Consider the following 20958-nt stretch of genomic DNA (forward strand, 5'->3'; position numbering starts at 1 on the left):
TTATTCAGTTCGATGGATAGGGCTTTTTATATGTATAAAAGTCTTGGTTTAATTGATAATAATAAGAGATTTTATTGAACATTTCCTTACGTATAACGATTTTTGCTTGTATCCTTTGATGTTTCATTATACGATAAATAATGTGGATTACATAATTGCAAGGATGAAAGGAGATTGCGACATGTCAGCAGACATTGAACAAAAATCAATAAATACGATACGAACATTAACCATTGATGCCGTACAAAAGGCTAATTCAGGACATCCTGGAATGCCAATGGGAACGGCTCCAATGGCCTATACACTTTGGACAGAATTTATGAATCAGAACCCTGAAAATGCCAGCTGGTTTAACAGGGATCGTTTTGTCCTTTCCGCAGGTCATGGTTCTATGCTTTTATATTCATTATTACATTTATCAGGCTATGATGTGACCATGGATGATATAAAGAACTTCCGTCAATGGGGTTCAAGAACACCAGGACACCCTGAATTCGGACATACAAATGGAGTAGAGGCTACAACAGGTCCATTAGGACAAGGACTGTCTATGGCAGTTGGAATGGCTATGGCTGAACAGTACTTAGCCGGAAAATACAATCGCGACAAATATAATGTCATTGATCATTATACCTATACCGTCTGTGGTGATGGGGATTTAATGGAAGGTATCTCTCATGAAGCAGCATCCTTAGCTGGTCACTTAAAGCTTGGTAAGCTCGTCATGCTATATGATTCCAATGATATTTCCTTAGACGGTGATTTGGATCGTTCTTTCTCAGAAAACGTTCAGCAGCGTTTCGAAGCATATGGATGGCAGGTTATCCGTGTAGAAGACGGCAATGATCTGGCAGCTATTCGCAAGGCAATTAAAGAAGCGAAAGCTAATACAGATCAGCCTACACTCATTGAAGTAAAAACGGTTATCGGCTTTGGTGCGCCAAATAAATCAGGCAAATCAGACGCTCATGGTGCTCCGTTAGGTGAGACGGAAATCACGATGACAAAGGAATACTATCAGTGGGAGCATGAACCGTTTCATGTACCTCATGAAGTTTATGAAGACTTCAAGCATAAAGTTCAGGAGGCTGGCGCAAAAAAAGAAAACGAATGGAACGAATTATTTTCCAAATATAAGGAGCAACACCCAGAGTTGGCTAAGGAATTAGAAACAGCTATCAACGAAGAGCTTCCAGAAGGCTGGTATAATGACCTTCCTGACTATGAAGTGGGAGAAGACTCCCCGGCAACACGCGCAGCTTCAGGATCAGCATTAAATGCTATCGCCAAACGGGTTCCAAACTTTATTGGTGGCAGTGCAGATCTTGCCGGATCTAATAAGACCACCATTAAAGATGAAGCTGATTTTACATCTAAAGACTACAGTGGTCGTAATATCTGGTTTGGTGTCCGCGAATTTGGAATGGCTGCGGCTATTAATGGAATGACATTGCATGGCGGGCTGAAAGTATTTGGCGGTACATTCTTTGTATTTAGTGATTACTTACGTCCGGCCATACGTTTATCATCACTAATGAATCTGCCTGTTACCTATGTGCTTACACACGATTCAATAGCTGTAGGGGAGGATGGACCTACCCACGAGCCAGTAGAACAGCTTCCATCATTACGTGCAATGCCAAACCTTTCCTTAATTAGACCTGCAGATGGTTATGAAACGAATGCAGCATGGAGATTAGCCCTTGAGGCTGAAGATCATCCAACCGCACTAGTATTAACCAGACAGGGATTACCTACATTAGAAGGAACAAAGGAAAAGGCATATGAAGGTGTAAAGAAAGGGGCCTATGTAGTATCCCCGGCAGAAAAAGAAACAGCTGATGTCTTATTACTTGCTTCAGGATCCGAAGTACAGTTGGCTGTAAAAGCCCAACAGGAACTCAAATCAAAAGATATTGATGCATCCGTTGTGAGTATGCCTTCCTGGGATCGCTTTGAGAAGCAATCTGAGCAATATAAAGAGGAAGTCCTTCCTGGAAATGTGAAAAAGCGTTTGGGAATTGAAATGGCTGCCCCATTTGGCTGGGAGCGTTATGTAGGGGATGAAGGAAAAGTGCTTGGCATTGATAAATATGGAGCATCTGCCCCTGGCGATAAAGTCGTTGCTGAATATGGATTTACAGTTGAAAATGTTGTTAAGCAAGTAGAGGATTTACTTAAATAATGATCTCTCTTTGCGGCGCCAATAGCATTATTGGCGTCGCTTTCTGTTGAAAATGCTGCAAAAAAACCAAAGACTATTCGACTGAATTTGGCAGATTTTTGATTAGGATTTCTGATAGAATGGACTCTAATAAGGAGGACTGGCTATGCAGAAATTCTCGCTGTTTTTAATAAAGGAAAATGTAGCAGATGCGTATTATCATAAGAGTGATATCCTGTTTCACTTTTTGCAAAAGTATCCCTCACTAAAAAGTGATGAAGTTTACAGAAAACAGTTTCTTTATATTACTCAGGAGATTTCTACAGATCACCTGATTCAGTTTATTCAAAAGCAATATCCGACTCAAAGTGTGAGGACAAGCGCTCATCAGCTTTACATAACCTACCAGTCAACTCATATAAAAATAACAGTAAATCCAACAGAGTGTACGGTGGAAGGCTCATCCTTGCATGAGGTTGAACAGTTCGTTTTTGAATATTTACGATCCTTTTATTCCACATTTTTTGTTGTAAACATAGCTGACCAGCAATTCGGCTGGCTGTCGCCACAACGAAAAAGACTAATGATTTAACACGCGACTATTGTCATATGATGCGGTTTTTACTATACTGTATGAGAAACAACACGAAGGAGGAAACGTTTTTATGAGTACGTTATGGGTTGTACTTATTGCTATTCTTGCTTTAATAGCCGGTGTTGCCCTCGGTTTCTTTATAGCAAGAAAGTACATGATGAATTACCTGAAGAAAAATCCACCAATTAATGAACAAATGCTTCGTACAATGATGATGCAAATGGGGCAAAAGCCATCACAGAAAAAAATCAAACAAATGATGCGTTCCATGAACAATCAGATGGACAAATAGAGATAAATCCTTCTTCGCCTGGAAGAAGGATTTATTTTTAATGAATGTTCACGAAATTGTCATGATTGATATAGTGTGAAAAGAGGGAAGCGGTGGTTTCTCTGTTAAAATTGACTTGGGTATCTGGTAAGGTAAAGGAGAGATTACATAATGGGAGAAGAAGTTAACCTTTTATTAGCATTTGGAGCAGGATTTTTATCTTTTATATCTCCGTGTGTATTGCCGCTTTACCCTGTTGTTCTATCTTATGTGACAGGAATGAGTGTAAGTGAATTAAAATCAGAGAATGCAGTCATGAGTCGTCGCAGCTTATTTCACATGATTGCCTTTTTAATTGGTTTCTCCATCATATTTCTTATATTAGGCTTCAGTACTACAGCGTTTGGAGAGTTCTTTAAGGAATACCGGGAATTTATTCGACAGATCGGAGCCATACTAATGGTGTTTTTCGGTTTAGTGATGGCAGGGCTGTTTAACTTTGAATTTTTAATGAAGGAAAGACGAATGTCCTTTAAAAACCGGCCATCCGGTTATATTGGTTCAGCTTTTATAGGACTGGCATTTTCGATGAGCTGGACACCGTGTACAGGACCGATTTTAGGTGCTGTACTGGGGCTTGTAGGAACACAGCCGGAAACAGGAATCTTTTTAATGATTGCTTATACTTTAGGTTTTTCCATTCCATTTTTAGCTTTATCCTTCTTTGTAGGTAAACTTGACTGGATGAAACGAAACAGTGAAAAAATTGTTAAAATTGGCGGTTACGTCATGATTATTCTGGGAATTGTGCTCTTTTTTGACTGGATGCGTTTTATCACAGCTTATCTTGCTGGTCTCTTTGATTTCCAGGGTTTTTAATTTAACAAAAGGGAAAAAGTTGTTAAAATGATTAATTTTATATTAAGATAGAAAACATAAGGGAAAAGTAGGAGGATTTTATGAGACATAACGATTTAATTTTAAGAACAATGACAGCACTAATCGCTTTTATACTCCTGGGTTTTTCCATTTATTTATTTTTGGCTGGTCACCAGTCTCCTGGTGGTGGATTTATAGGAGGACTCATGACCTCCGCAGCCATTGTATTAATGTATATGGCGTATGGTTTAAGACCAATAGAAAAAATCTTACCTGTTAATTTTAAACTTTTAATACCAACAGGCTTGCTGATTGCCACGTTAACCGGAATTGGATCTTTTATATTTGGAGAACCATTTTTAAGTCAGACATATGGACATTTCCACTTACCAATTTTCGGGGATTCAGAGCTTGCAACAGCTATGCTGTTTGATTTAGGTGTGTACTTAACCGTTGTAGGTGTAACGCTGACAATCATGCTTACGATTGCAAGTGATGAATAAAGTAGATAAAGTTCATTATAAATTGGGGAGAGATCGGAATGGGGAAAGTCCTTGTAGTAGATGATGCACAGTTTATGAGATTAACGTTATCAAATATTCTGACAAAAGGTGGCCATGAAGTGGTTGGGGAAGCTTCAGACGGCCAGGAAGCGATTGATCTGTATAAACAATTACAGCCGGAACTCGTTACGATGGATATTACGATGCCCAATCTGGATGGCATGGATGCGGCTGAAGCAATCATAGAAAATGATCCTGATGCAAGGATTATTATGTGCTCAGCTGTTGGACAGCAGAAAGTAGTGGTACAGGCCATTCAGCTGGGAGCCAAAGATTTTATTGTGAAACCCTTTGATGAGTCGAGGGTATTAGATACAATAAACCGTGTATTACATAATTAGATGAGCTTTGGATTCGAGAACGTACCGAAAGAGTGAAAACCATGTTCTGGATTATTACAAGTACAGCTGTAGCGTTTGTTATGGCAACGACTATGATTTTTGTACGAATGAAAGCAGCCAAAAAACCGGCATCCATCAAAAAGATTATACTTCCTCCTCTCTTTATGAGTACAGGAGCTTTTATGTTTGTTTTTCCTGTATTTCATATCAGCTGGCTGCAGGTTATGGAGGCACTGCTGGTGGGCGTTGTTTTTTCAGTGTTCTTAATTATCACCTCAAATTTTGAAGTGAAAGATCATGACATTTATCTTATACCTTCAAAAGCTTTTATATTTATTTTATTTGGGCTATTAATTTTACGATTAGTTCTAAAGACACTTATCGGACAGACGATATCCTTTGGAGAAACGAGCGGAATGTTCTTTTTATTAGCATTCGGTATGATTTTAACTTGGAGAATAGCGATGCTCATCAAATATTTAAAATTAAAAAAATCGCTAGAAAGCAAAACACTCATGGCTTAAGTCAATAAAAAAACCGTCACCATATTGTGGTAACGGTTTTTTTATTGACTTTTATAATTTGGCTCTAATATAGAGAGGTAAGGGGTATAGTCGATGTTCTTTTCATCGAGCTTTTTGATTAAAAATTTATGATCACGTTTTGGTGTAGCTAATATGTAACCTTCAATAAGTATATCTCTTGTAATCTCCTTACTATTCCTTTCTAGCGCTAATTGGCCAATCCTGCCGGCTATTTTCTGCTTGGCAACATCCCGGAATAGCTGCGGTACCGGGGATACAAGTTCGTTAAGGAGTTCCTTTTCGTCTTCTTTCCAGAGATGAGCCGTTTGTTCTACATAATATTCCTCCCAGTCAAGCGTGGACTTTCCATCCTCTTTTGGCATACGCTTCAAAAATTTCCGAAACATAAAAAAACCGCCAATCCCCATGAAACCAAGCAATATAAATGTCCAGATAATGATGATTGTAATAAATAGATCTGACATATTTCCACCTACTATTTAATCGATGTATGTATTCTCATTAAAATATAGCATATTTCCTGGCTAAATTCTATCATGCTATCCCGAAACTACTATAATAACATTATGTAAACTCGATGTAAATTTATGTTATAAAAACCACTTTAAATGAATAGATGTTTTTAGGTAAGAGTATAAACAGATTTTAAAAGAGGGGTATGCTGTGAATGTCAAAATTAGTATTGCCGGGTATTTATTAGGACTGACTTGTTTTGGGACTGGCGAATTATATTGTTCTGTACAATTGCAGGGGCAGGAATTCTTTCCATTCTCCTGGGATTTACGAATGATGATGATGAACTATATTTATTTGTTTATCACTTATATTACGGCCACGATATTGCTTCAATGGAATGCGCTGCAAATGACCAGGCAGATAATGAGAAGCCGATCCTTAAGTCCTCGTAACATTAGTTTGTCCTTGCTGCTTTTCACCTTGTTCTGCTTAAGTTTTCCAGGAGTGGTTATAATGAAATTCACCTATTATATTACTTTGGGGAATTATGACTTATTTACCATTTCTATTGTGTTAATGGTGTCGCTATCCCTTGTTGAATTAATTAAATACTTATTATCTCAAGAACGGGAAAAAGTAAGGTTTGTAAACGGCGATGTCATCTTGAAAAATCAGCATGGCTGAGTAATTAACTTAATAAACTGTAATTTGTGGTACATACATTTGTTCGGTATGGAGTTGTGAATGAAATTAGGAGAATTAAAAAAGCTTCCCAAATTTCCAGTAGAAGGCCAAATTGGGTAGCTTTTATCATTTCTGTTTGTTTGATTTTGAGCTTTGATATAAATCGTTATAAAATATGCTTAATTGGCGGGATTGTGTGGGAATCGAACCCACCGGAGACGGCACGCGCCTCCCGGACAGTTTTGAAGACTGCGACGGGCACCAGCACCGTAACCAACCCCAGCTGACAGAAAACAATTATACCCTGTCAATATAAAATATGCAAACCACTGGGCTGACAAATGCAATTAAGACGGATCTTCTGTTTTGTATTATTTAATTGATGAATGATAAAATAAATTAGATGAAGTATATATCAAATCATTGGAATCCAACATTGATCCTCCTGTCTGAAACAGGAGGATTTTATAAAATGATAGAATGTATCATGTATGAAGGCCTAATCTGTTGTGGAACAGTTGATTTTTTTAAATAGTAGAGGGATAATAAAATTGGATATATATAGATATAAAATATGGAAAATAGTCTGCCCTCTTTCAAACATTCATCCATCTTGAAAATACATAAGCAAATATTTCTTTTCATTTATCACAATGAAAAGAGTGGAGGGAGAAGGATGAAAAAAAGTAATCAATTAGTCAATGGGGATTTAACAGGAGCTCAGCAAAATAATTGTCAGGACACACTCATTAAAGATGAGGATTTTCAGCACTTAAGTGCACTTCCTTTGCCTTTTCTGGAATGGATTGACAAAGAGAGCAATCACATCTTCACAGTGAATTCCATCAACGGTGATTTTCGTTACATTTCAAACAATGTTCAGCAAATACTCGGACATAACAAGGAAGATGTTACAAGGACAAATGTTCTGTCCTGGGTACATCCGGATGATTATCACTATCTCCGTTCAAAGCTGCCTAAAGAAACACAACATCATGTTCATTTAACTTATCGCATGAAGAGTAAGGATGGACACTACAAATGGATTGAGTCAGTGATTAGTCGCATCAGGTATAAACACCGCGAATATTTTGTTGCCTATTCTATTGACATCTCCAGGATGAAGGAAACAACGAAACACCTCGCTCAATCTGAAAAAATGAATGTCGCCGGTCAGTTGGCTGCAGGTATTGCTCATGAAATACGGAATCCTTTGACTTCACTTAAAGGCTTTTTACAGCTAATGGAAGCTGGTGTGGACGTGGATGGACAATATTTTAAGATAATGAAAGAAGAAATTGAAAAGATGGAAACCATCACTTCAGAACTCTTATACATCTCTAAACCTCAACCTCACCATCGAAAAACTGTCTCACTTGCAGAATTATTAGCCGATGTATGTACATTGATGCGTTCCCAGGCCAATATGCATGAAATTGATATTCGTCTTACAACTGATACAGACCCTAGTGATATTGAATGTGCTCCTTCTCAAATGAAGCAGGTATTTATAAATTTAATTAAGAATGCTATTGAGGAAATGGAAGATGGAGGAGTTGTTCAGGTTCAGCTCCAGCAGACAGAAACTGAGACAATAGTGGAAGTCCAAGATGAAGGGCCTGGCATTCCCGAAAAAATTAAGGAGAAAATTCATGAGCCTTTTTTTACCACAAAAGAGAACGGAACAGGTTTAGGCCTTATGATAACAGATCAGATTATTAAAGAACATTATGGTCATTTAACCATTAAGGACGCACCAGTAAAGGGTACAATCATACGTGTAACATTACCTAATCATTCAGGATAAAAGGAAGTATGTGATTTAGTCATGAAAAAAAGAAATTTCACCATAGGAATGGCGGGACATATAGACCACGGGAAAACCGCCCTTACCAAAGCTTTAACAAAAACAGATACAGACAGGCTGAAGGAAGAAAAAGAACGGAAAATTTCGATTGAATTGGGCTTTGCACCGTTAAAGTTAAAGGATACTGATACCCATGTATCGATTGTTGATGTACCTGGCCATGAAAGATTTATACGTCAAATGATTGCCGGAGTGGCCGGTATTGATTTAGTCATCATAACTGTTGCAGCCGATGAAGGCATTATGCCGCAGACTAAAGAGCACATTGATATTCTATCCCTTCTTGATATAAAACAGGCCATGATTGTCATCACGAAGATTGATAAAGTTGACCATGAGCTTTTGGAACTCGTTAAAGATGATGTTCAGCAGTTTTTCCAAGGGTCTTATTTTAGCCAGTCCCCAGTTATATTAGTTGACAGTCTTTCAGGTAAGGGAATTTCGGAGTTGAAGGAACGTATTGAAGTACAACTGAAGAATACTCCTTCAAGGAAATCACATAGTCCTTTTCGAATGCCCATAGACCAGGTATTTACCATGAAAGGGATAGGTTCTGTTGTACGAGGAACCATTTATGAAGGGACCATTAGGAAGGGAGAACGCTTTTTCGTATTACCCGGGCAAGCGAAGGAAGCAAAAGCCCGTCAAATTCAGGTACATAATCAGGAGGTAGAAGAGGCTTTTGCGGGACAGCGTACAGCGATTAATATTTCTGGTGTCTCCAGGGAAGACCTGGATCGAGGAGATGTATTAGTAAAAAATCCGATGTATTTTGAGGAATCTGATACGATTGACCTGTCTCTGCAACTATTAGAGGATATTAAATACCCTGTGAAGCAGCGTGCACCTATTAAGTTTCATAGTGGAGCAAATGAAGTTTATGGTAAAATCGTATTTTTTGACCGGAATGAAGTCCAGCAGGCTAAGGAGGAAATTCTTTGTCAGGTTCGACTGCAGGAACCTATTGTCATAAATCGGGGAGATCGATTTATCCTACGGCGTGCCACACCAGTTGAAACTCTTGGAGGCGGGTGGGTAATCAATCCTGATGGAGAAAAGTACAGATTCGGAAACGAGACGATACAAAAGCTGCAGCAGCTAAAGGAAGGTACGCCTGAATCTCTTGTACTGCAGCTACTGCAGGAAGAAAAATGGGTCGAACATGCTGACCTTATGCGCAGGTTATCCCTTTCTCAAACGGCGCTTGACCATATCCTTCATGAACAGATTGAAAAGGGGCAAGCGGTGCAAATAGAAGGTTATTATTCCACTTCTGACATTATAAAGGAAGTAAAGGCCCATCTGTTTTCAAAATTATCTGCCTTTCATGAAGATTATCCATTAAAGGAAGGTGTGAATAAACCTGAACTTCTGCAATCAGATGATACACCGGATAACGTCCTTGAAAAGCTGATTAATCAATGGATCTCAGAAAAAGAGTTGAAGCAGTATCAGCAATATATTTCGTTATACTCATTTTCTCCAGCTATGCCACCAGAATGGCAAAAACGAATGGAGAATGTCATTCATCATATCTTTGAGGATCAAATTCAGGTGAAAGAATGGATAACCTATCTGGAAAAAGAAGGGATACCGAAAGAGCTGCATGAGGATTTCAGGAATTTTTTAATCAGTCATAAAATGGCTTATCCATTAACGGATAAGCATCTGATTCACAGCCGTACGCTGGACGTTCAAGCGAGGAGGCTAAGTGAGAACACGGATGAGTATTTTACGCTTAAAGAAGCGAAGGAAGCATGGGATATATCAAGAAAATATTTGATTCCATTACTGGAGCTAATGGACGCATTGCATTTTACGGAAAGAGTGGATGGTGATCGCAGGTGGATTTGCCGGCCAAATTAATCTGAAATGAGAATAACAAGGGGGCTAAGTCTGGCCCCTTATTTTTATGCAATTTAAAGGTAACAAGGGAAATGGCGGGTCGAGAATTTGTATTCCTCGGCCTTATTTATTAAAATGTGGGTGATAAGGAGATAAGGTTGATAAGGAGGAAATTTTATGGAATTACGTATTTCGGTTGAATTCTGCATGATGTGAAACTATGCACCAAAGGCTGCGAGTTTCGCAGAACAGTTATTCAGTCATTTTCGGCATGATATTAAAGAAATGAAGCTTATCCCTGGTTCAGGAGGAGTCTTTGAAATTTCGGTAAACGAAGAAACGATTTACTCAAAAAAGGAAACAGGAATTTTCCCTGACCCTAATCAGATCATCGAAATAGTAGAAGATCTGAAACAGACATAAAGCATGTTCACACATAGCAGGACATGGTTTTACGATATTATTGGAGCTTTGTTTCATATGGCGTGGAGGTAATAATCGTGAAAGAATTGCTTAGAAGAATCCCACCTGTTCATGAAATTCAAAGGAAGCCAGAAATTAAGGACATTCAGGAGCGTTTGAATATTACGAGAGAGAAGCTAAAGCATTGGATACAAACGGAAATCGAACATGTCCGTCAATTGATGATGACAAACAAACGGGAATTTCAACATAAAGAAGAAATTGAAGAATATATTATTTATCAGGTAAAGCAGAAGAGTATGAATTGGGAGAAGGACAATCTCACAAGGGTCATAAATGCCACCGGAACCATCTTACATACAAATTTAGGCCGGGCAAGATTATCGGACGAGGCCCTTGAACATGTGGCGAATGTGGCTAAGCATTATTCAAACTTGGAGTATAGCACAAAGAAGGGGGAACGGGGCTCCAGACACAGCATTGTTGAAGAGCTTATTAAAGAAGTGACAGGGGCTGAGGCTGCACTTGTTGTGAATAACAATGCGGCAGCTGTTTATTTAACCTTACGAGCCCTGGCTAAAAATCAGGAAGTCATTGTCTCACGGGGAGAGCTTGTTGAAATCGGCGGGAGCTTTCGAGTTTCCTCTATTATGTCGGAAAGCGATGCACAATTAGTTGAAGTAGGAACGACGAATAAAACCCATGATTTTGATTATCTGGACGCTATAAATGAACAAACTGTGATGATCCTGAAAGTACATACGAGTAACTTTAAAATAACTGGTTTTACTGACCAAGTAAACACAGAGGATCTTGCTACTATCGCAAATAAGAATGGTTTGATTTATTACGAAGATTTGGGAAGCGGGGCTCTCATCAATTTGGAGGACTATGGAATTGGCGATGAACCCGTTGTAAGAGATATATTAGAAGCGGGAGCACATTTAGTTTCTTTTAGTGGTGACAAGCTATTAGGGGGACCGCAGGCAGGTATAGTTGCGGGCAGAAAAGATCTAATTGACGTGTTAAAACGCCATCAACTGGCAAGAGTTCTGCGAGTGGACAAAATGACATTGGCCGCTCTGGAAACCACGTTAAGAATGTACGCCAAAGGGACACACTCTTCACTAATGAGTATACCAGCTATAAGAGATATTTTAAGACCCGCCTCAGAAATCAAGGAAAATGTTCAGGCATTTTTGGAGAAGGCAACTGCAAACACCATGCTGACTTTTGACATCCGTGATAGCTATGCAACGATTGGTGGGGGGACCATGCCGGATGAGCAAGTTCAAAGCTATGGTGTTCTTGTTCAATCCAGTGTTATATCTCCTGAACAGCTTGAAATCCGTTTGCGAAATCAGGACACTCCCGTTATTGGGCGGTTCTTAGATGAACAGCTGTTTCTGGATTTCAGAACATTGGACCATAATGATATTGATCAGTTGCACAGAATACTCGCCAGTATTAATCAGGATTTAGAGGTCATGTGATGCGCCCTTTTTCTGTCTGGTATGGTTACGGTTTTTTACTTTTTTTGAACCTTTCATGGGGACGCCATACGGTTGCTTGGCCTGGCGATTTAATTTGGAATTTTTTTGTTCAGCCAAATCAATCTCCTCCTTTCAAAAAGTATGTTGTGAAAAATCAGGGGTTTCTATCCGCCGCGCATCGAAAGTTCAAGAGAAAGAATGGATATGAATAATTGTTTTTAGAAATTTTTCTAAAAGATTTTACTTATTGAACATTTTGATTTAAAATGAGAGTGCAAACTGCCTATAGGGATGAAAGTAGATGAAAGTTTAATAGGAAATGAAGCCACATGGTTTCTGTACATAATCTATTAGAGGGGGTAAAAGATATGGCAGACAACGCCTTTAACGCGAGAAAGAATTTTGAAGTTAATGGCAAAACTTATCATTACTATGATTTGAAAGCGCTAGAAAATGCAGGAATTGGAAAAATATCTCGTTTGCCTTTTTCTGTTCGTGTTTTACTGGAATCGATTTTAAGACAGCATGATGGTACCGTTATCAAAGATGAGCACGTGGAAAAACTGGCTAAATGGGGAACAAAAGATGGAAATGTTGATGTACCATTTAAACCATCCCGTGTTATTTTACAGGACTTCACAGGTGTACCAGCTGTAGTTGATCTGGCCTCCTTACGTAAAGCCATGGTTGATATGGGAGGAAGTCCGGATTCTATTAATCCTGAGGTCCCTGTTGACCTGGTTATTGACCACTCTGTACAGGTTGATAAATACGGGTCTCCTGACGCATTAAATTTAAATATGGAGCTTGAATTTGACCGTAATAAAGAGCGCTATGAGTTCCTTCACTGGGCTCAGAAAGCATTTGATAACTACCGCGCTGTTCCACCTGCAACGGGTATTGTTCACCAGGTAAACCTGGAATACCTTGCTAACGTTGTTCATTCAGCTGAAACCGAAGATGGTGAAGTGGAAGCTTTCCCTGATACCCTAGTTGGTACAGACTCTCATACCACGATGATTAACGGTCTGGGTATTCTGGGCTGGGGTGTTGGTGGAATCGAAGCTGAAGCAGGTATGCTTGGTCAGCCTTCCTATGTTCCAGCACCTGAGGTAATCGGTGTTAAGCTTACCGGTAAATTTCCTGAAGGGACAACAGCAACCGACTTGGCCTTAAAAGTAACACAGGCTCTTCGTGAGAAAAATGTCGTTGGAAAATTTGTTGAATTCTTTGGCCCAGGTTTAAGCGAAATGCCACTTGCCGATAGGGCTACCATTTCTAATATGGCGCCTGAATATGGTGCAACTTGTGGTTTCTTCCCGGTCGACAACGAATCTCTTGAGTATCTTCGTCTGACTGGACGCAGTGAAGAGCAAATTAAACTTGTTGAAACTTATTGTAAACAAAATGAGCTATTTTATACACCGGACCAGGAAGATCCTGAATTTACTGATCTTGTTGAGATTGATCTTTATGAGCTTGAACCAAACCTGTCCGGTCCAAAACGCCCGCAGGATCGTATTCCACTGTCCCAAATGAAGGAATCTTTCAATAAGGCGTTAACAGATCCAGCCGGCAACCATGGTTTTGGTTTAGATGAAAATGAGAAGGATAAAGAGGCTGTAGTTAAGTTCTCCAATGGCGAAGAAACGGTTATGAAAACAGGAGCTCTTGCTATTGCAGCTATTACGTCCTGTACAAATACATCAAACCCGCATGTCATGTTAGGAGCAGGCTTACTTGCTAAAAATGCCGTTGAAAAAGGACTTGAGGTACCTTCATATGTAAAAACATCACTGGCACCAGGTTCTAAGGTTGTTACGCGTTACTTAGAAGATGCAGGTCTTATGGAATACCTGGATAAACTTGGTTTTAACCTGGTTGGTTACGGTTGTACAACATGTATCGGTAACTCCGGACCACTTCTTCCTGAAATTGAAGAAGCTATTGCAGAGAGTGATTTAACAGCTTCATCCGTCCTTTCCGGTAACCGGAACTTTGAGGGTCGTATTCATCCACTAGTAAAAGCAAACTACCTTGCTTCACCACCATTGGTTGTTGCTTATGCACTTGCTGGTACTGTGGACATTGATCTGAAAAACGAACCACTTGGCAAAGATAAGGATGGAAATGATGTTTACTTTAAAGACATCTGGCCATCAAGTGAAGCAGTAAAAGAGGAAATATCAAAGGTTGTTACACCGGACATCTTCCGTAAAGAATATGAGGAAGTGTTCAATTCCAATGAAAAATGGAACCAGATTGATACTACGGATGAGCCACTTTACGAGTGGGATGAAAACTCTACTTATATCCAGAACCCTCCATTCTTTGAAGGGCTGGCGAAAGATCCTGAAACCGTAAAACCTTTGAAGGATTTACGTGTAGTGGGTAAATTTGGAGATTCTGTCACTACAGACCATATTTCCCCGGCTGGTGCTATTCCAAGAGATATGCCTGCTGGTAAGTACTTAATTGAAAAAGGCGTTTCTCCACGTAACTTCAACTCCTATGGTTCCCGTCGCGGAAACCATGAAGTGATGATGCGCGGAACGTTTGGTAACATCCGAATTCGAAATGAGATTGCCCCTGGGACAGAAGGCGGATATACGACTTATTGGCCAACAGAAGAAGTTATGCCAATTTATGATGCTGCCATGAAATACCAGGAGGACAATACAGGATTAATGGTTATTGCCGGTAAGGATTATGGTATGGGAAGTTCCCGTGACTGGGCTGCAAAAGGTACAAATCTTTTAGGTATTAAAACCGTTATTGCTGAAAGCTTTGAGCGTATCCACCGCTCCAACCTTGTTATGATGGGTGTGCTGCCTCTCCAGTTTAAAGAAGGAGAAAGCATTGAATCCCTTGGTTTAACCGGTAAGGAAACCTACAACGTTGAAGTTGACGAAAGCGTTAAGCCACATGGTCTGGTTAAGGTTACAGCAACAGACGAAGAAGGCAATAAGAAAGAGTTTGAAGTTGTTGCCCGTTTTGATAGTGATGTGGAAGTAGATTATTACCGTCACGGCGGAATTCTTCAAATGGTACTGCGCAACAAGCTCAAATAAAATATGTTTTGGTTGTGATGAAAGCACCTCTTCGGGGGTGCTTTTCTTTGTTAAAGCGGGCCAGCATGATAAAATATGATTTAGAACATAAATTCTAACCTATAAGTGGAGAAGGAGAAATATGAAACTCATCAAACGTTTGATTGGACCAGCGATCATTTTAACCATGTTTACCATTGTGGTTTTTAATTTTGCCCAGGAACAGGTAAATGATAGCCGTGCAAATAAAGAGGAAGAATTTGACGGGGTTGCCGTAGCTGTTCCAGATGAATACGAATCAGAGAATCAAACTTCCGTCGAAATAGGGGAAACTGCCCCTGACTTCACCTTACATACCCTTGAGGGGGAGCAGGTGAAATTATCCGAACTTAATGGTGAGAAAGTTATGCTTAACTTTTGGGCAACATGGTGTAAGCCGTGCAGAAAAGAAATGCCGGAAATGCAGAAATTTCATGAAAAATACGGAGATAAAATGAACATTATTGCGGTAAATGCAACAGGATATGAGACTTCAGAAAACAATGTCCAGGACTTCGTAAACAAATATCATCTGACCTTTCCTGTACCTTTAGATCAGGAACTAACCGTAACGATGGATCAATACCAGGTATTTAATCTTCCCTCCAGTTACTTTATTAATACAGAGGGGAAGGTTATTGAAAAGTATTCCGGTTCCATTACCTTTGAAGTCCTAAAAGAAAAGATGTCAAATTTACAGTAATTCCGTATAATCCTTTTATTCATTGGAAATATTGTTTATAAAGGAGAGATATTCCAATGAATAAAAGACGAAAGCTAAGTTTTACTGAAATGTTAGAACTGGAACGTGAACAAATCAGACAAAATCCGGAACTCATGGATAAAATTGAACAAAAGCTTGAGGATAGACTTGCCTCAGGTACTATGGAGACAGCTGAAGAGTAATCTTAGCTGTCTTTTTTTGGTATATGAAATAAATAGCCTATTTTCGATAAGGAATCAGGAGGGTGCAAGACTGGCTTCAGCACCCAACGATTTTATTTTTCCATCATTTTCACTTACATACTTCAACCGCTATAACAAAACATAAGCATGAACGACTTCTTCAAAAAAGGGGTTAAACGAATGGGAAATCCAAGAAAAAACTCTGAACAATATAAACCGAATAAGCATGGGCATATCAGTAAAAGTTTTGATGGAAACAAAGGCCGGAAATATCAGACCAAAGGAAAAGAAGCACAGTGGATTCAGCCTAAAGGAAATTAATATGGGAGGAGTATGGCCATGAATCATCGACACAATCAGCCTAAACCAGATGATCGTTCAGATAACGTTGAAAAACTTCAGGAAATGGTACAAAACACAATTGAAAATATGGAAGAAGCCGAGGAAACAGCACAGTATGCATCCGGAAATGACCGTGCCGATATCGAAGCAAAAAATGAACGTAGAAGAGAATCCATTGAAGCTATGCGAAATGAAATTAAAGATGAAGCCCGCGATCAGAACCATTAAGCCGAATGAGGAAAACCTGCCTTTTAACAGGCAGGTTTTTCATGTGTGAGCTCTGCTAAAAGTAATTGATTATGTTAAAATAATTTTTAGTTGAGTTCATAATTAGGGGGAAAGATACGTGAAAGTAGTAGAAACAGACATACAGGTAAGATACCAGGAAACCGATCAAATGGGAGTCGTATACCATGCTAATTACTTAGTATGGTTTGAGATAGGACGGACCCGTTTTCTGGAGGAATTGGGCTTCCAATATCATGAGATGGAAAAAGAAGATATTGTTTCTCCGGTACTGGATGCCGATGTACAATTTAAAACCCCGGTTCGATATGGAGAGCAAGCACGTGTGAAAACATGGATTGATTCTTACGACGGTCTGAAAGTGGTTTATGCCTATGAAATACGTAACGGAAATGATGAAGTGTCTGTGACGGGCAAAACCTCACATGTCTGTGTGAAAAAAGACAGCTTCAGGCCTGTTTCGACCCGGAAAAAATTCCCGGCACTTCACGAGGCCTATCTTGAAGCAAAGGGTGATTGATAACATATGGCTTTTGGTGTAAAAAGAGCTGAAGTAAACAAGTGGAAGCAGGATGTGAAGGATGGGAAAATAGCCTTTATTACACATTATTGGCTTGATGATCGTTTTCCTGACAGTCGGACCGTTACAAAAGCCGGATGTAATGACCTCGAGAAATTAAAGGCATGGGGGAAAAAATATGGATTGAAGCCGGAATGGATTCACCAGGATGAAGAATTTCCGCACTTTGATCTGATAGGGAAGTTTCAAAAGGATATTTTAAAAGCTGAGAATCAACTAGAACAAATCAATCGTTTTGAATTATAAAAAGGCTATATGTGGCAAGGATAACTTCTGTCACATATAGCCTTTGTTTTTTATAAATCTGAGCTATTTTTGTTATTCTGACGCTGCTTTTCCGGTACAGGATCAAATCCTCCGGGATGAAAGGGATGGCATTTTAAAATTCGTTTTACCGTTAAATAAGTCCCTTTTATAGCCCCAAACCTTTTATAGGCTTCCAATCCGTATTCAGAACAAGTAGGCTGAAAACGGCAGGAAGGCGGTTTTAGTGGTGAAATATATTTGCGATACAAATTAAGAATAGAGATAAAAAAATACTTCATTAAGAACCCTTCTAATCGATTTCCTTGGTTTTATCATAATGAATACTTGCCACTGCATCATGAAGGTGTATGGACTCTTCATTTACACATTTTACATCGAAGACTTTTACAAAGGGCATTTCATATAAATCAGCAGCAACCAATCGCACAATATCCTCGACAAACCGTGGATTCTCATAAGCGGTCTCTGTTACCATTTTCTCATCCGGACGCTTTAATACAGGATGGATACGAGCACTTGCATTGGATTCCGCAGCTTCCAATAGAGCCAGTTTCCAATCTATTTCCTGTTCGTTAAAGTCATCGGATAAAGTCGCAGCCATGGTGACCTTCCCCCTCTGGTTATGAGCGCTGTATTCACTGATTTCTTTTGAACAAGGGCAGAGAGTGGTAATGGTTCCTTCCAATGATACGTTTACATCAAAATTGGTTTGAGCATGATATTCCACACGTATAGAAGCGGTGGCATGATTCATGCCTGCAAGTTCAGAATCAGGTCCTTTACGCTCAAAAAACCATGGGAAAGTAACCTCCATCGTTGCATCCTGTTGTTTGAGACGCTGGGCAAGTTCTTTCGTGAATTCCTTCATCATCTCAATATCAAGCGTAAACCCATTTTCGTAATAGCGATTCAACTGCTCAGTAAAACGACTCATATTTGTTCCTTTACTTTCCTGCCGTATACTAGATGAAAAAGAAAATGTACCAATGGTCGTCTGATTAAATGGCTTCATTTTACTGTGAATCACAATGGGATGCTTCACATTCTGAATACCAACTGCATCCAGTTCAAATAGAAAATCTCTGCTTGTATTTTGAAGGTCAGGCATCTGATCCTTTTCTGTAGGTTTTGTTTTTGGACCTGGAGGGACCGATCCGAATAACTCATGACGTTCTTCTTTGGAAGGTAATTTCTTTTTCTGTTTTTGTACTTTAGACATATCTATGACTCCTTTCAGCCTCTGATAGTATATCCATAATAAGGTTGTGTATTGATAACTTTGAAGTGAAAATTTGAAAACTTATTAGATTAGAATCACTTAAAAAAAGTATACATTATAAATCTTGTTTTGTTCAATTTTTAGGCTCTAAAGTTCCGGAACAACTTTTATTTTATCGGTATAAGTTTTCATATGTCCCTGTATCTCCTGATATAATTCCTTTGCCTGTTTCAGACCATACTGATCTGCTTGATGAAGAGGTACAATTTTATAGTTTTTGTAATTTGGCCGATACATGTAAGTTGGCATGATCCTGGCATTTGATAGACTGTATTGTGTATCATTATTTTGATCGATGGATTTCTCTAAATCGATGTGTAAGACCCCACCAATTCTTTGATAAAGCTCAGACTGTCCGGATAGAAAATTTCCCAAAGAGTAAATGACAAACGATCTCTCTCCATTTTCTTTCTTAATCCAGTCAACAGGCTGAAGTACATGTGGATGGTGTCCAAGTATAATATCTGCACCAGCCTGACTTGCCTCTTTTACGAGTAATTTTTGTGCTTCATTAGCCAGCCGTACATACTGCTGACCAAAATGTAAACTGACAACGACGAAATCAGCTTTTTGTTTTAATTTCTTTATATCCTTGATGAGAGTATTATCATCTATATATTGAACAAGATAAGGCTTGTCTGAAGGCCTCTGAAGTCCATTGGTTCCATAAGTATAAGCCAGAAAACCGATGGAAATTCCATTAGCTTTTAGAATTCGGTCGCGTTTTTGATCTTCAAGACTGCGGTTTGCTCCAACATAGGAGATATTTAATTGATTAAAATGATTTGTCGCATTCATTATCCCTTCTTCACCCACATCAAGAGTATGGTTATTGGCCATAGATACGACATCCACACCTGAGTCTTTCAGAGCATCCCCTACTGCATAAGGAGAATTGAACTGAGGATAAGAGGATAATCCTAGCTCCTTGCCACCAATGATGGTTTCCTGGTTAGCAAACGTTATTTCAGGCGTCTGCATTGAATTTCTGACTAATTCAAACATAGGCCTGAAGTCAAATCCATTTGGGGTACGGGCATCCTGATAGACTGTATTATGAACGAGAATATCACCTACCGCCCCAAGCGTAATCTCTGTCTGATACTCTCTATGATCCATCTTTTGCTGCCGAACCTTATCATGCTGCTGGAACGTATACTCGTTTTCTGCATGGTTGTTTTCTTCAGTTGTTAGTAAAAAGACCATTAGGATTAGAATAATTACACCAAAAAAACAGGTAAGCATCCATGACCACTTATTCATGCTGTCCACACCCTTTCATTTCTTTCTGTACTTAGTTTACAGGAGATTGAAGCCGGACGTGGTCTCTCCTGATTTCCTAACTATAAATCGTTTATTTATCATTCCCTGGGACAAAAGAAAATACAACACCTTGCGGAACAGGTGTTGTATAAATCTACATCCAGGTTATTTTTGGTTCCGTTTTGTTGAGAATCCGTTTAATATTTGTACGGTGCCGATAAATTACAAACAGTGTAAGAACCGAAGTAATGATAATTAATCCGACATGCTGGAGAATAGCTGAGCTGATTACGGCGACAATACCTGTTACCATAGAGGATAAGGAAACGTACTTCGTGATTTTTAGAATAAGTAAAAATGAAAGCACCATAATGGCAAAGAGTAAAGGACTTACGGCGAGTATTACTCCACCTGATGTGGCTACTGCCTTTCCCCCTTTAAATTTTGCAAACAGCGGATATGTATGACCTAAAACAGCAAATAGACCAATAATTAATGGGTCAGCTGTTGTCCCGAATAATACAGGAAGCGCTGCTGCCAGAGTACCTTTCAATATATCTGCCACTGTGACAATTAACCCGGCTTTTATCCCGAGGATTCTAAAGGTGTTTGTTGCTCCTAAATTACCACTTCCATATTCTCTTATATCCAGGTTATAACCTACTTTTCCTACTAACAATGCAGAAGGAATGGAGCCCAGCATATAAGCTGTGATCGCAAAAATAACATATATCATCATTCATTTACTCCCTTTTCATGGAATAAGTGCATCATTGTGATATAAAGCGTAATCGCTTTCTTACCTGATACTACTATCAATCACCATTCTACCATGAAAACAACCAAATCCGAATATTTTT

Annotated in this window: 24 protein-coding genes, 1 tRNA gene and 1 pseudogene; 19 read left to right on the top strand and 7 right to left on the bottom strand. The window is 39.2% G+C overall.

The features are described 5' to 3' along the window. Nucleotides 1–181: 181 nt before the first annotated feature. The 7 genes from tkt (at nt 182) to ACZ5OK_RS08890 (ending at nt 5337) form a co-directional block, all read left to right on the top strand. Nucleotides 182–2185, top strand: coding sequence for a transketolase (tkt, locus tag ACZ5OK_RS08860; protein ID WP_343841356.1), 2004 nt, complete (start codon nt 182–184; stop codon nt 2183–2185). A gap of 145 nt (nt 2186–2330) precedes the next feature. Then, nucleotides 2331–2756, top strand: a complete 426-nt coding sequence (gene sirA / locus ACZ5OK_RS08865) for a sporulation inhibitor of replication protein SirA (RefSeq protein WP_343841358.1) — start codon at nt 2331–2333, stop codon at nt 2754–2756. 73 nt (nt 2757–2829) lie between these two features. After that, nucleotides 2830–3051 carry a YneF family protein gene (locus ACZ5OK_RS08870; protein WP_343841360.1) on the top strand — a complete coding sequence of 74 codons (222 nt, stop codon included), beginning with the start codon at nt 2830–2832 and terminating at the stop codon, nt 3049–3051. Between the two features lie 150 nt (nt 3052–3201). Next, nucleotides 3202–3909 carry a cytochrome c biogenesis CcdA family protein gene (locus tag ACZ5OK_RS08875; protein ID WP_343841362.1) on the top strand — a complete coding sequence of 236 codons (708 nt, stop codon included), beginning with the start codon at nt 3202–3204 and terminating at the stop codon, nt 3907–3909. Nucleotides 3910–3989: 80 nt separating this feature from the next. Next, nucleotides 3990–4412 (top strand): Na(+)/H(+) antiporter subunit B, encoded by a 423-nt coding sequence (locus ACZ5OK_RS08880; protein WP_343841364.1) that lies wholly within the window; start codon nt 3990–3992, stop codon nt 4410–4412. 38 nt (nt 4413–4450) lie between these two features. Beyond that, nucleotides 4451–4813 (top strand): response regulator, encoded by a 363-nt coding sequence (locus ACZ5OK_RS08885; RefSeq protein ID WP_343841366.1) that lies wholly within the window; start codon nt 4451–4453, stop codon nt 4811–4813. A gap of 41 nt (nt 4814–4854) precedes the next feature. Beyond that, complete coding sequence (locus ACZ5OK_RS08890; protein ID WP_343841368.1) at nt 4855–5337, top strand: CcdC family protein; 483 nt, start codon at nt 4855–4857, stop codon at nt 5335–5337. A gap of 41 nt (nt 5338–5378) precedes the next feature. On the opposite strand, the gene ACZ5OK_RS08895 is transcribed toward ACZ5OK_RS08890, so the two are convergent. Then, the gene (locus ACZ5OK_RS08895) at nt 5379–5822 is read right to left on the bottom strand and encodes a DUF2621 family protein (RefSeq protein WP_343841370.1); all 444 of its coding nucleotides are present in this window, start codon (nt 5820–5822) and stop codon (nt 5379–5381) included. A 199-nt stretch (nt 5823–6021) separates the two neighbouring features. Between ACZ5OK_RS08895 and ACZ5OK_RS08900 the strand changes: the two genes are divergently transcribed. Then, nucleotides 6022–6498: a hypothetical protein gene (locus ACZ5OK_RS08900; RefSeq protein ID WP_343841372.1), complete on the top strand. Its 477-nt coding sequence runs from the start codon at nt 6022–6024 to the stop codon at nt 6496–6498. A gap of 184 nt (nt 6499–6682) precedes the next feature. Here ACZ5OK_RS08900 and ACZ5OK_RS08905 read toward each other — a convergent pair. Beyond that, nucleotides 6683–6779, bottom strand: a tRNA-Sec gene (locus tag ACZ5OK_RS08905). 395 nt (nt 6780–7174) lie between these two features. Between ACZ5OK_RS08905 and ACZ5OK_RS08910 the strand changes: the two genes are divergently transcribed. The 4 genes and pseudogenes from ACZ5OK_RS08910 (at nt 7175) to selA (ending at nt 12126) form a co-directional block, all read left to right on the top strand. Next, the gene (locus ACZ5OK_RS08910) at nt 7175–8305 is read left to right on the top strand and encodes an ATP-binding protein (RefSeq protein WP_343841374.1); all 1131 of its coding nucleotides are present in this window, start codon (nt 7175–7177) and stop codon (nt 8303–8305) included. A gap of 21 nt (nt 8306–8326) precedes the next feature. Then, nucleotides 8327–10231 carry a selenocysteine-specific translation elongation factor gene (selB, locus tag ACZ5OK_RS08915; protein ID WP_343841376.1) on the top strand — a complete coding sequence of 635 codons (1905 nt, stop codon included), beginning with the start codon at nt 8327–8329 and terminating at the stop codon, nt 10229–10231. Between the two features lie 207 nt (nt 10232–10438). Continuing rightward, nucleotides 10439–10633: pseudogene (locus ACZ5OK_RS08920) on the top strand (Rdx family protein); the annotation flags it as partial. A gap of 77 nt (nt 10634–10710) precedes the next feature. Continuing rightward, the gene (gene selA, locus ACZ5OK_RS08925) at nt 10711–12126 is read left to right on the top strand and encodes an L-seryl-tRNA(Sec) selenium transferase (protein WP_343841379.1); all 1416 of its coding nucleotides are present in this window, start codon (nt 10711–10713) and stop codon (nt 12124–12126) included. Here the strand turns inward: selA and ACZ5OK_RS08930 are convergent. After that, on the bottom strand, nt 12112–12243 hold the full coding sequence (locus ACZ5OK_RS08930) for a small acid-soluble spore protein P (RefSeq protein ID WP_343841381.1): 132 nt from the start codon (nt 12241–12243) through the stop codon (nt 12112–12114). The two genes, selA and ACZ5OK_RS08930, sit on opposite strands and share 15 nt — an antisense overlap. 251 nt (nt 12244–12494) lie before the next feature. Here ACZ5OK_RS08930 and acnA point away from each other — a divergent pair, with 251 nt between their 5' ends. From acnA to ACZ5OK_RS08965, 7 genes are all read left to right on the top strand, one after another. Next, a complete protein-coding gene (gene acnA, locus ACZ5OK_RS08935; RefSeq protein ID WP_343841383.1) occupies nt 12495–15197 on the top strand; it encodes an aconitate hydratase AcnA in 2703 nt (900 codons plus the stop codon). Nucleotides 15198–15318: 121 nt separating this feature from the next. Then, a complete protein-coding gene (locus ACZ5OK_RS08940; protein ID WP_343841385.1) occupies nt 15319–15918 on the top strand; it encodes a redoxin domain-containing protein in 600 nt (199 codons plus the stop codon). 56 nt (nt 15919–15974) lie between these two features. Then, nucleotides 15975–16121: an FbpB family small basic protein gene (locus tag ACZ5OK_RS08945; protein WP_343841388.1), complete on the top strand. Its 147-nt coding sequence runs from the start codon at nt 15975–15977 to the stop codon at nt 16119–16121. Between the two features lie 180 nt (nt 16122–16301). Beyond that, entirely contained in the window at nt 16302–16442 is a 141-nt protein-coding gene (sspN, locus tag ACZ5OK_RS08950; RefSeq protein WP_162038796.1) for a small acid-soluble spore protein N, read from the top strand. Nucleotides 16443–16460: 18 nt separating this feature from the next. After that, nucleotides 16461–16691 (top strand): small acid-soluble spore protein Tlp, encoded by a 231-nt coding sequence (tlp, locus tag ACZ5OK_RS08955; protein ID WP_343841392.1) that lies wholly within the window; start codon nt 16461–16463, stop codon nt 16689–16691. A gap of 118 nt (nt 16692–16809) precedes the next feature. Continuing rightward, nucleotides 16810–17229 (top strand): acyl-CoA thioesterase, encoded by a 420-nt coding sequence (locus ACZ5OK_RS08960; RefSeq protein WP_343841393.1) that lies wholly within the window; start codon nt 16810–16812, stop codon nt 17227–17229. Nucleotides 17230–17235: 6 nt separating this feature from the next. Continuing rightward, a complete protein-coding gene (locus tag ACZ5OK_RS08965; protein WP_343841395.1) occupies nt 17236–17535 on the top strand; it encodes a hypothetical protein in 300 nt (99 codons plus the stop codon). A gap of 50 nt (nt 17536–17585) precedes the next feature. On the opposite strand, the gene yidD is transcribed toward ACZ5OK_RS08965, so the two are convergent. The 4 genes from yidD to plsY all read right to left on the bottom strand — a co-directional run bounded on the left by yidD (nt 17586) and on the right by plsY (nt 20834). Further along, nucleotides 17586–17834: a membrane protein insertion efficiency factor YidD gene (yidD, locus tag ACZ5OK_RS08970; RefSeq protein WP_343841397.1), complete on the bottom strand. Its 249-nt coding sequence runs from the start codon at nt 17832–17834 to the stop codon at nt 17586–17588. An 11-nt stretch (nt 17835–17845) separates the two neighbouring features. Then, entirely contained in the window at nt 17846–18775 is a 930-nt protein-coding gene (folE2, locus tag ACZ5OK_RS08975) for a GTP cyclohydrolase FolE2 (protein ID WP_343841399.1), read from the bottom strand. 147 nt (nt 18776–18922) lie between these two features. Beyond that, nucleotides 18923–20098: a CapA family protein gene (locus tag ACZ5OK_RS08980; RefSeq protein WP_343841401.1), complete on the bottom strand. Its 1176-nt coding sequence runs from the start codon at nt 20096–20098 to the stop codon at nt 18923–18925. Between the two features lie 154 nt (nt 20099–20252). Then, entirely contained in the window at nt 20253–20834 is a 582-nt protein-coding gene (gene plsY, locus ACZ5OK_RS08985) for a glycerol-3-phosphate 1-O-acyltransferase PlsY (protein ID WP_343841520.1), read from the bottom strand. Nucleotides 20835–20958: the final 124 nt, after the last annotated feature.

Source organism: Salinibacillus aidingensis, assembly GCF_055393355.1.

Coding starts and splice junctions, on each gene's coding strand:
- ACZ5OK_RS08880 (WP_343841364.1), top strand. CDS start 3,990: ATGAGACATAACGATTTAATTTTAAGAACAATGACAGCACTAATCGCT.
- plsY (WP_343841520.1), bottom strand. CDS start 20,834: ATGATATATGTTATTTTTGCGATCACAGCTTATATGCTGGGCTCCATT.
- acnA (WP_343841383.1), top strand. CDS start 12,495: ATGGCAGACAACGCCTTTAACGCGAGAAAGAATTTTGAAGTTAATGGC.
- ACZ5OK_RS08890 (WP_343841368.1), top strand. CDS start 4,855: ATGTTCTGGATTATTACAAGTACAGCTGTAGCGTTTGTTATGGCAACG.
- yidD (WP_343841397.1), bottom strand. CDS start 17,834: ATGAAGTATTTTTTTATCTCTATTCTTAATTTGTATCGCAAATATATT.
- ACZ5OK_RS08895 (WP_343841370.1), bottom strand. CDS start 5,822: ATGTCAGATCTATTTATTACAATCATCATTATCTGGACATTTATATTG.
- sirA (WP_343841358.1), top strand. CDS start 2,331: ATGCAGAAATTCTCGCTGTTTTTAATAAAGGAAAATGTAGCAGATGCG.
- tlp (WP_343841392.1), top strand. CDS start 16,461: ATGAATCATCGACACAATCAGCCTAAACCAGATGATCGTTCAGATAAC.
- ACZ5OK_RS08940 (WP_343841385.1), top strand. CDS start 15,319: ATGAAACTCATCAAACGTTTGATTGGACCAGCGATCATTTTAACCATG.
- ACZ5OK_RS08965 (WP_343841395.1), top strand. CDS start 17,236: ATGGCTTTTGGTGTAAAAAGAGCTGAAGTAAACAAGTGGAAGCAGGAT.
- ACZ5OK_RS08875 (WP_343841362.1), top strand. CDS start 3,202: ATGGGAGAAGAAGTTAACCTTTTATTAGCATTTGGAGCAGGATTTTTA.
- ACZ5OK_RS08870 (WP_343841360.1), top strand. CDS start 2,830: ATGAGTACGTTATGGGTTGTACTTATTGCTATTCTTGCTTTAATAGCC.
- ACZ5OK_RS08945 (WP_343841388.1), top strand. CDS start 15,975: ATGAATAAAAGACGAAAGCTAAGTTTTACTGAAATGTTAGAACTGGAA.
- ACZ5OK_RS08980 (WP_343841401.1), bottom strand. CDS start 20,098: ATGAATAAGTGGTCATGGATGCTTACCTGTTTTTTTGGTGTAATTATT.
- tkt (WP_343841356.1), top strand. CDS start 182: ATGTCAGCAGACATTGAACAAAAATCAATAAATACGATACGAACATTA.
- ACZ5OK_RS08885 (WP_343841366.1), top strand. CDS start 4,451: ATGGGGAAAGTCCTTGTAGTAGATGATGCACAGTTTATGAGATTAACG.
- folE2 (WP_343841399.1), bottom strand. CDS start 18,775: ATGTCTAAAGTACAAAAACAGAAAAAGAAATTACCTTCCAAAGAAGAA.
- sspN (WP_162038796.1), top strand. CDS start 16,302: ATGGGAAATCCAAGAAAAAACTCTGAACAATATAAACCGAATAAGCAT.
- selB (WP_343841376.1), top strand. CDS start 8,327: ATGAAAAAAAGAAATTTCACCATAGGAATGGCGGGACATATAGACCAC.
- ACZ5OK_RS08910 (WP_343841374.1), top strand. CDS start 7,175: ATGAAAAAAAGTAATCAATTAGTCAATGGGGATTTAACAGGAGCTCAG.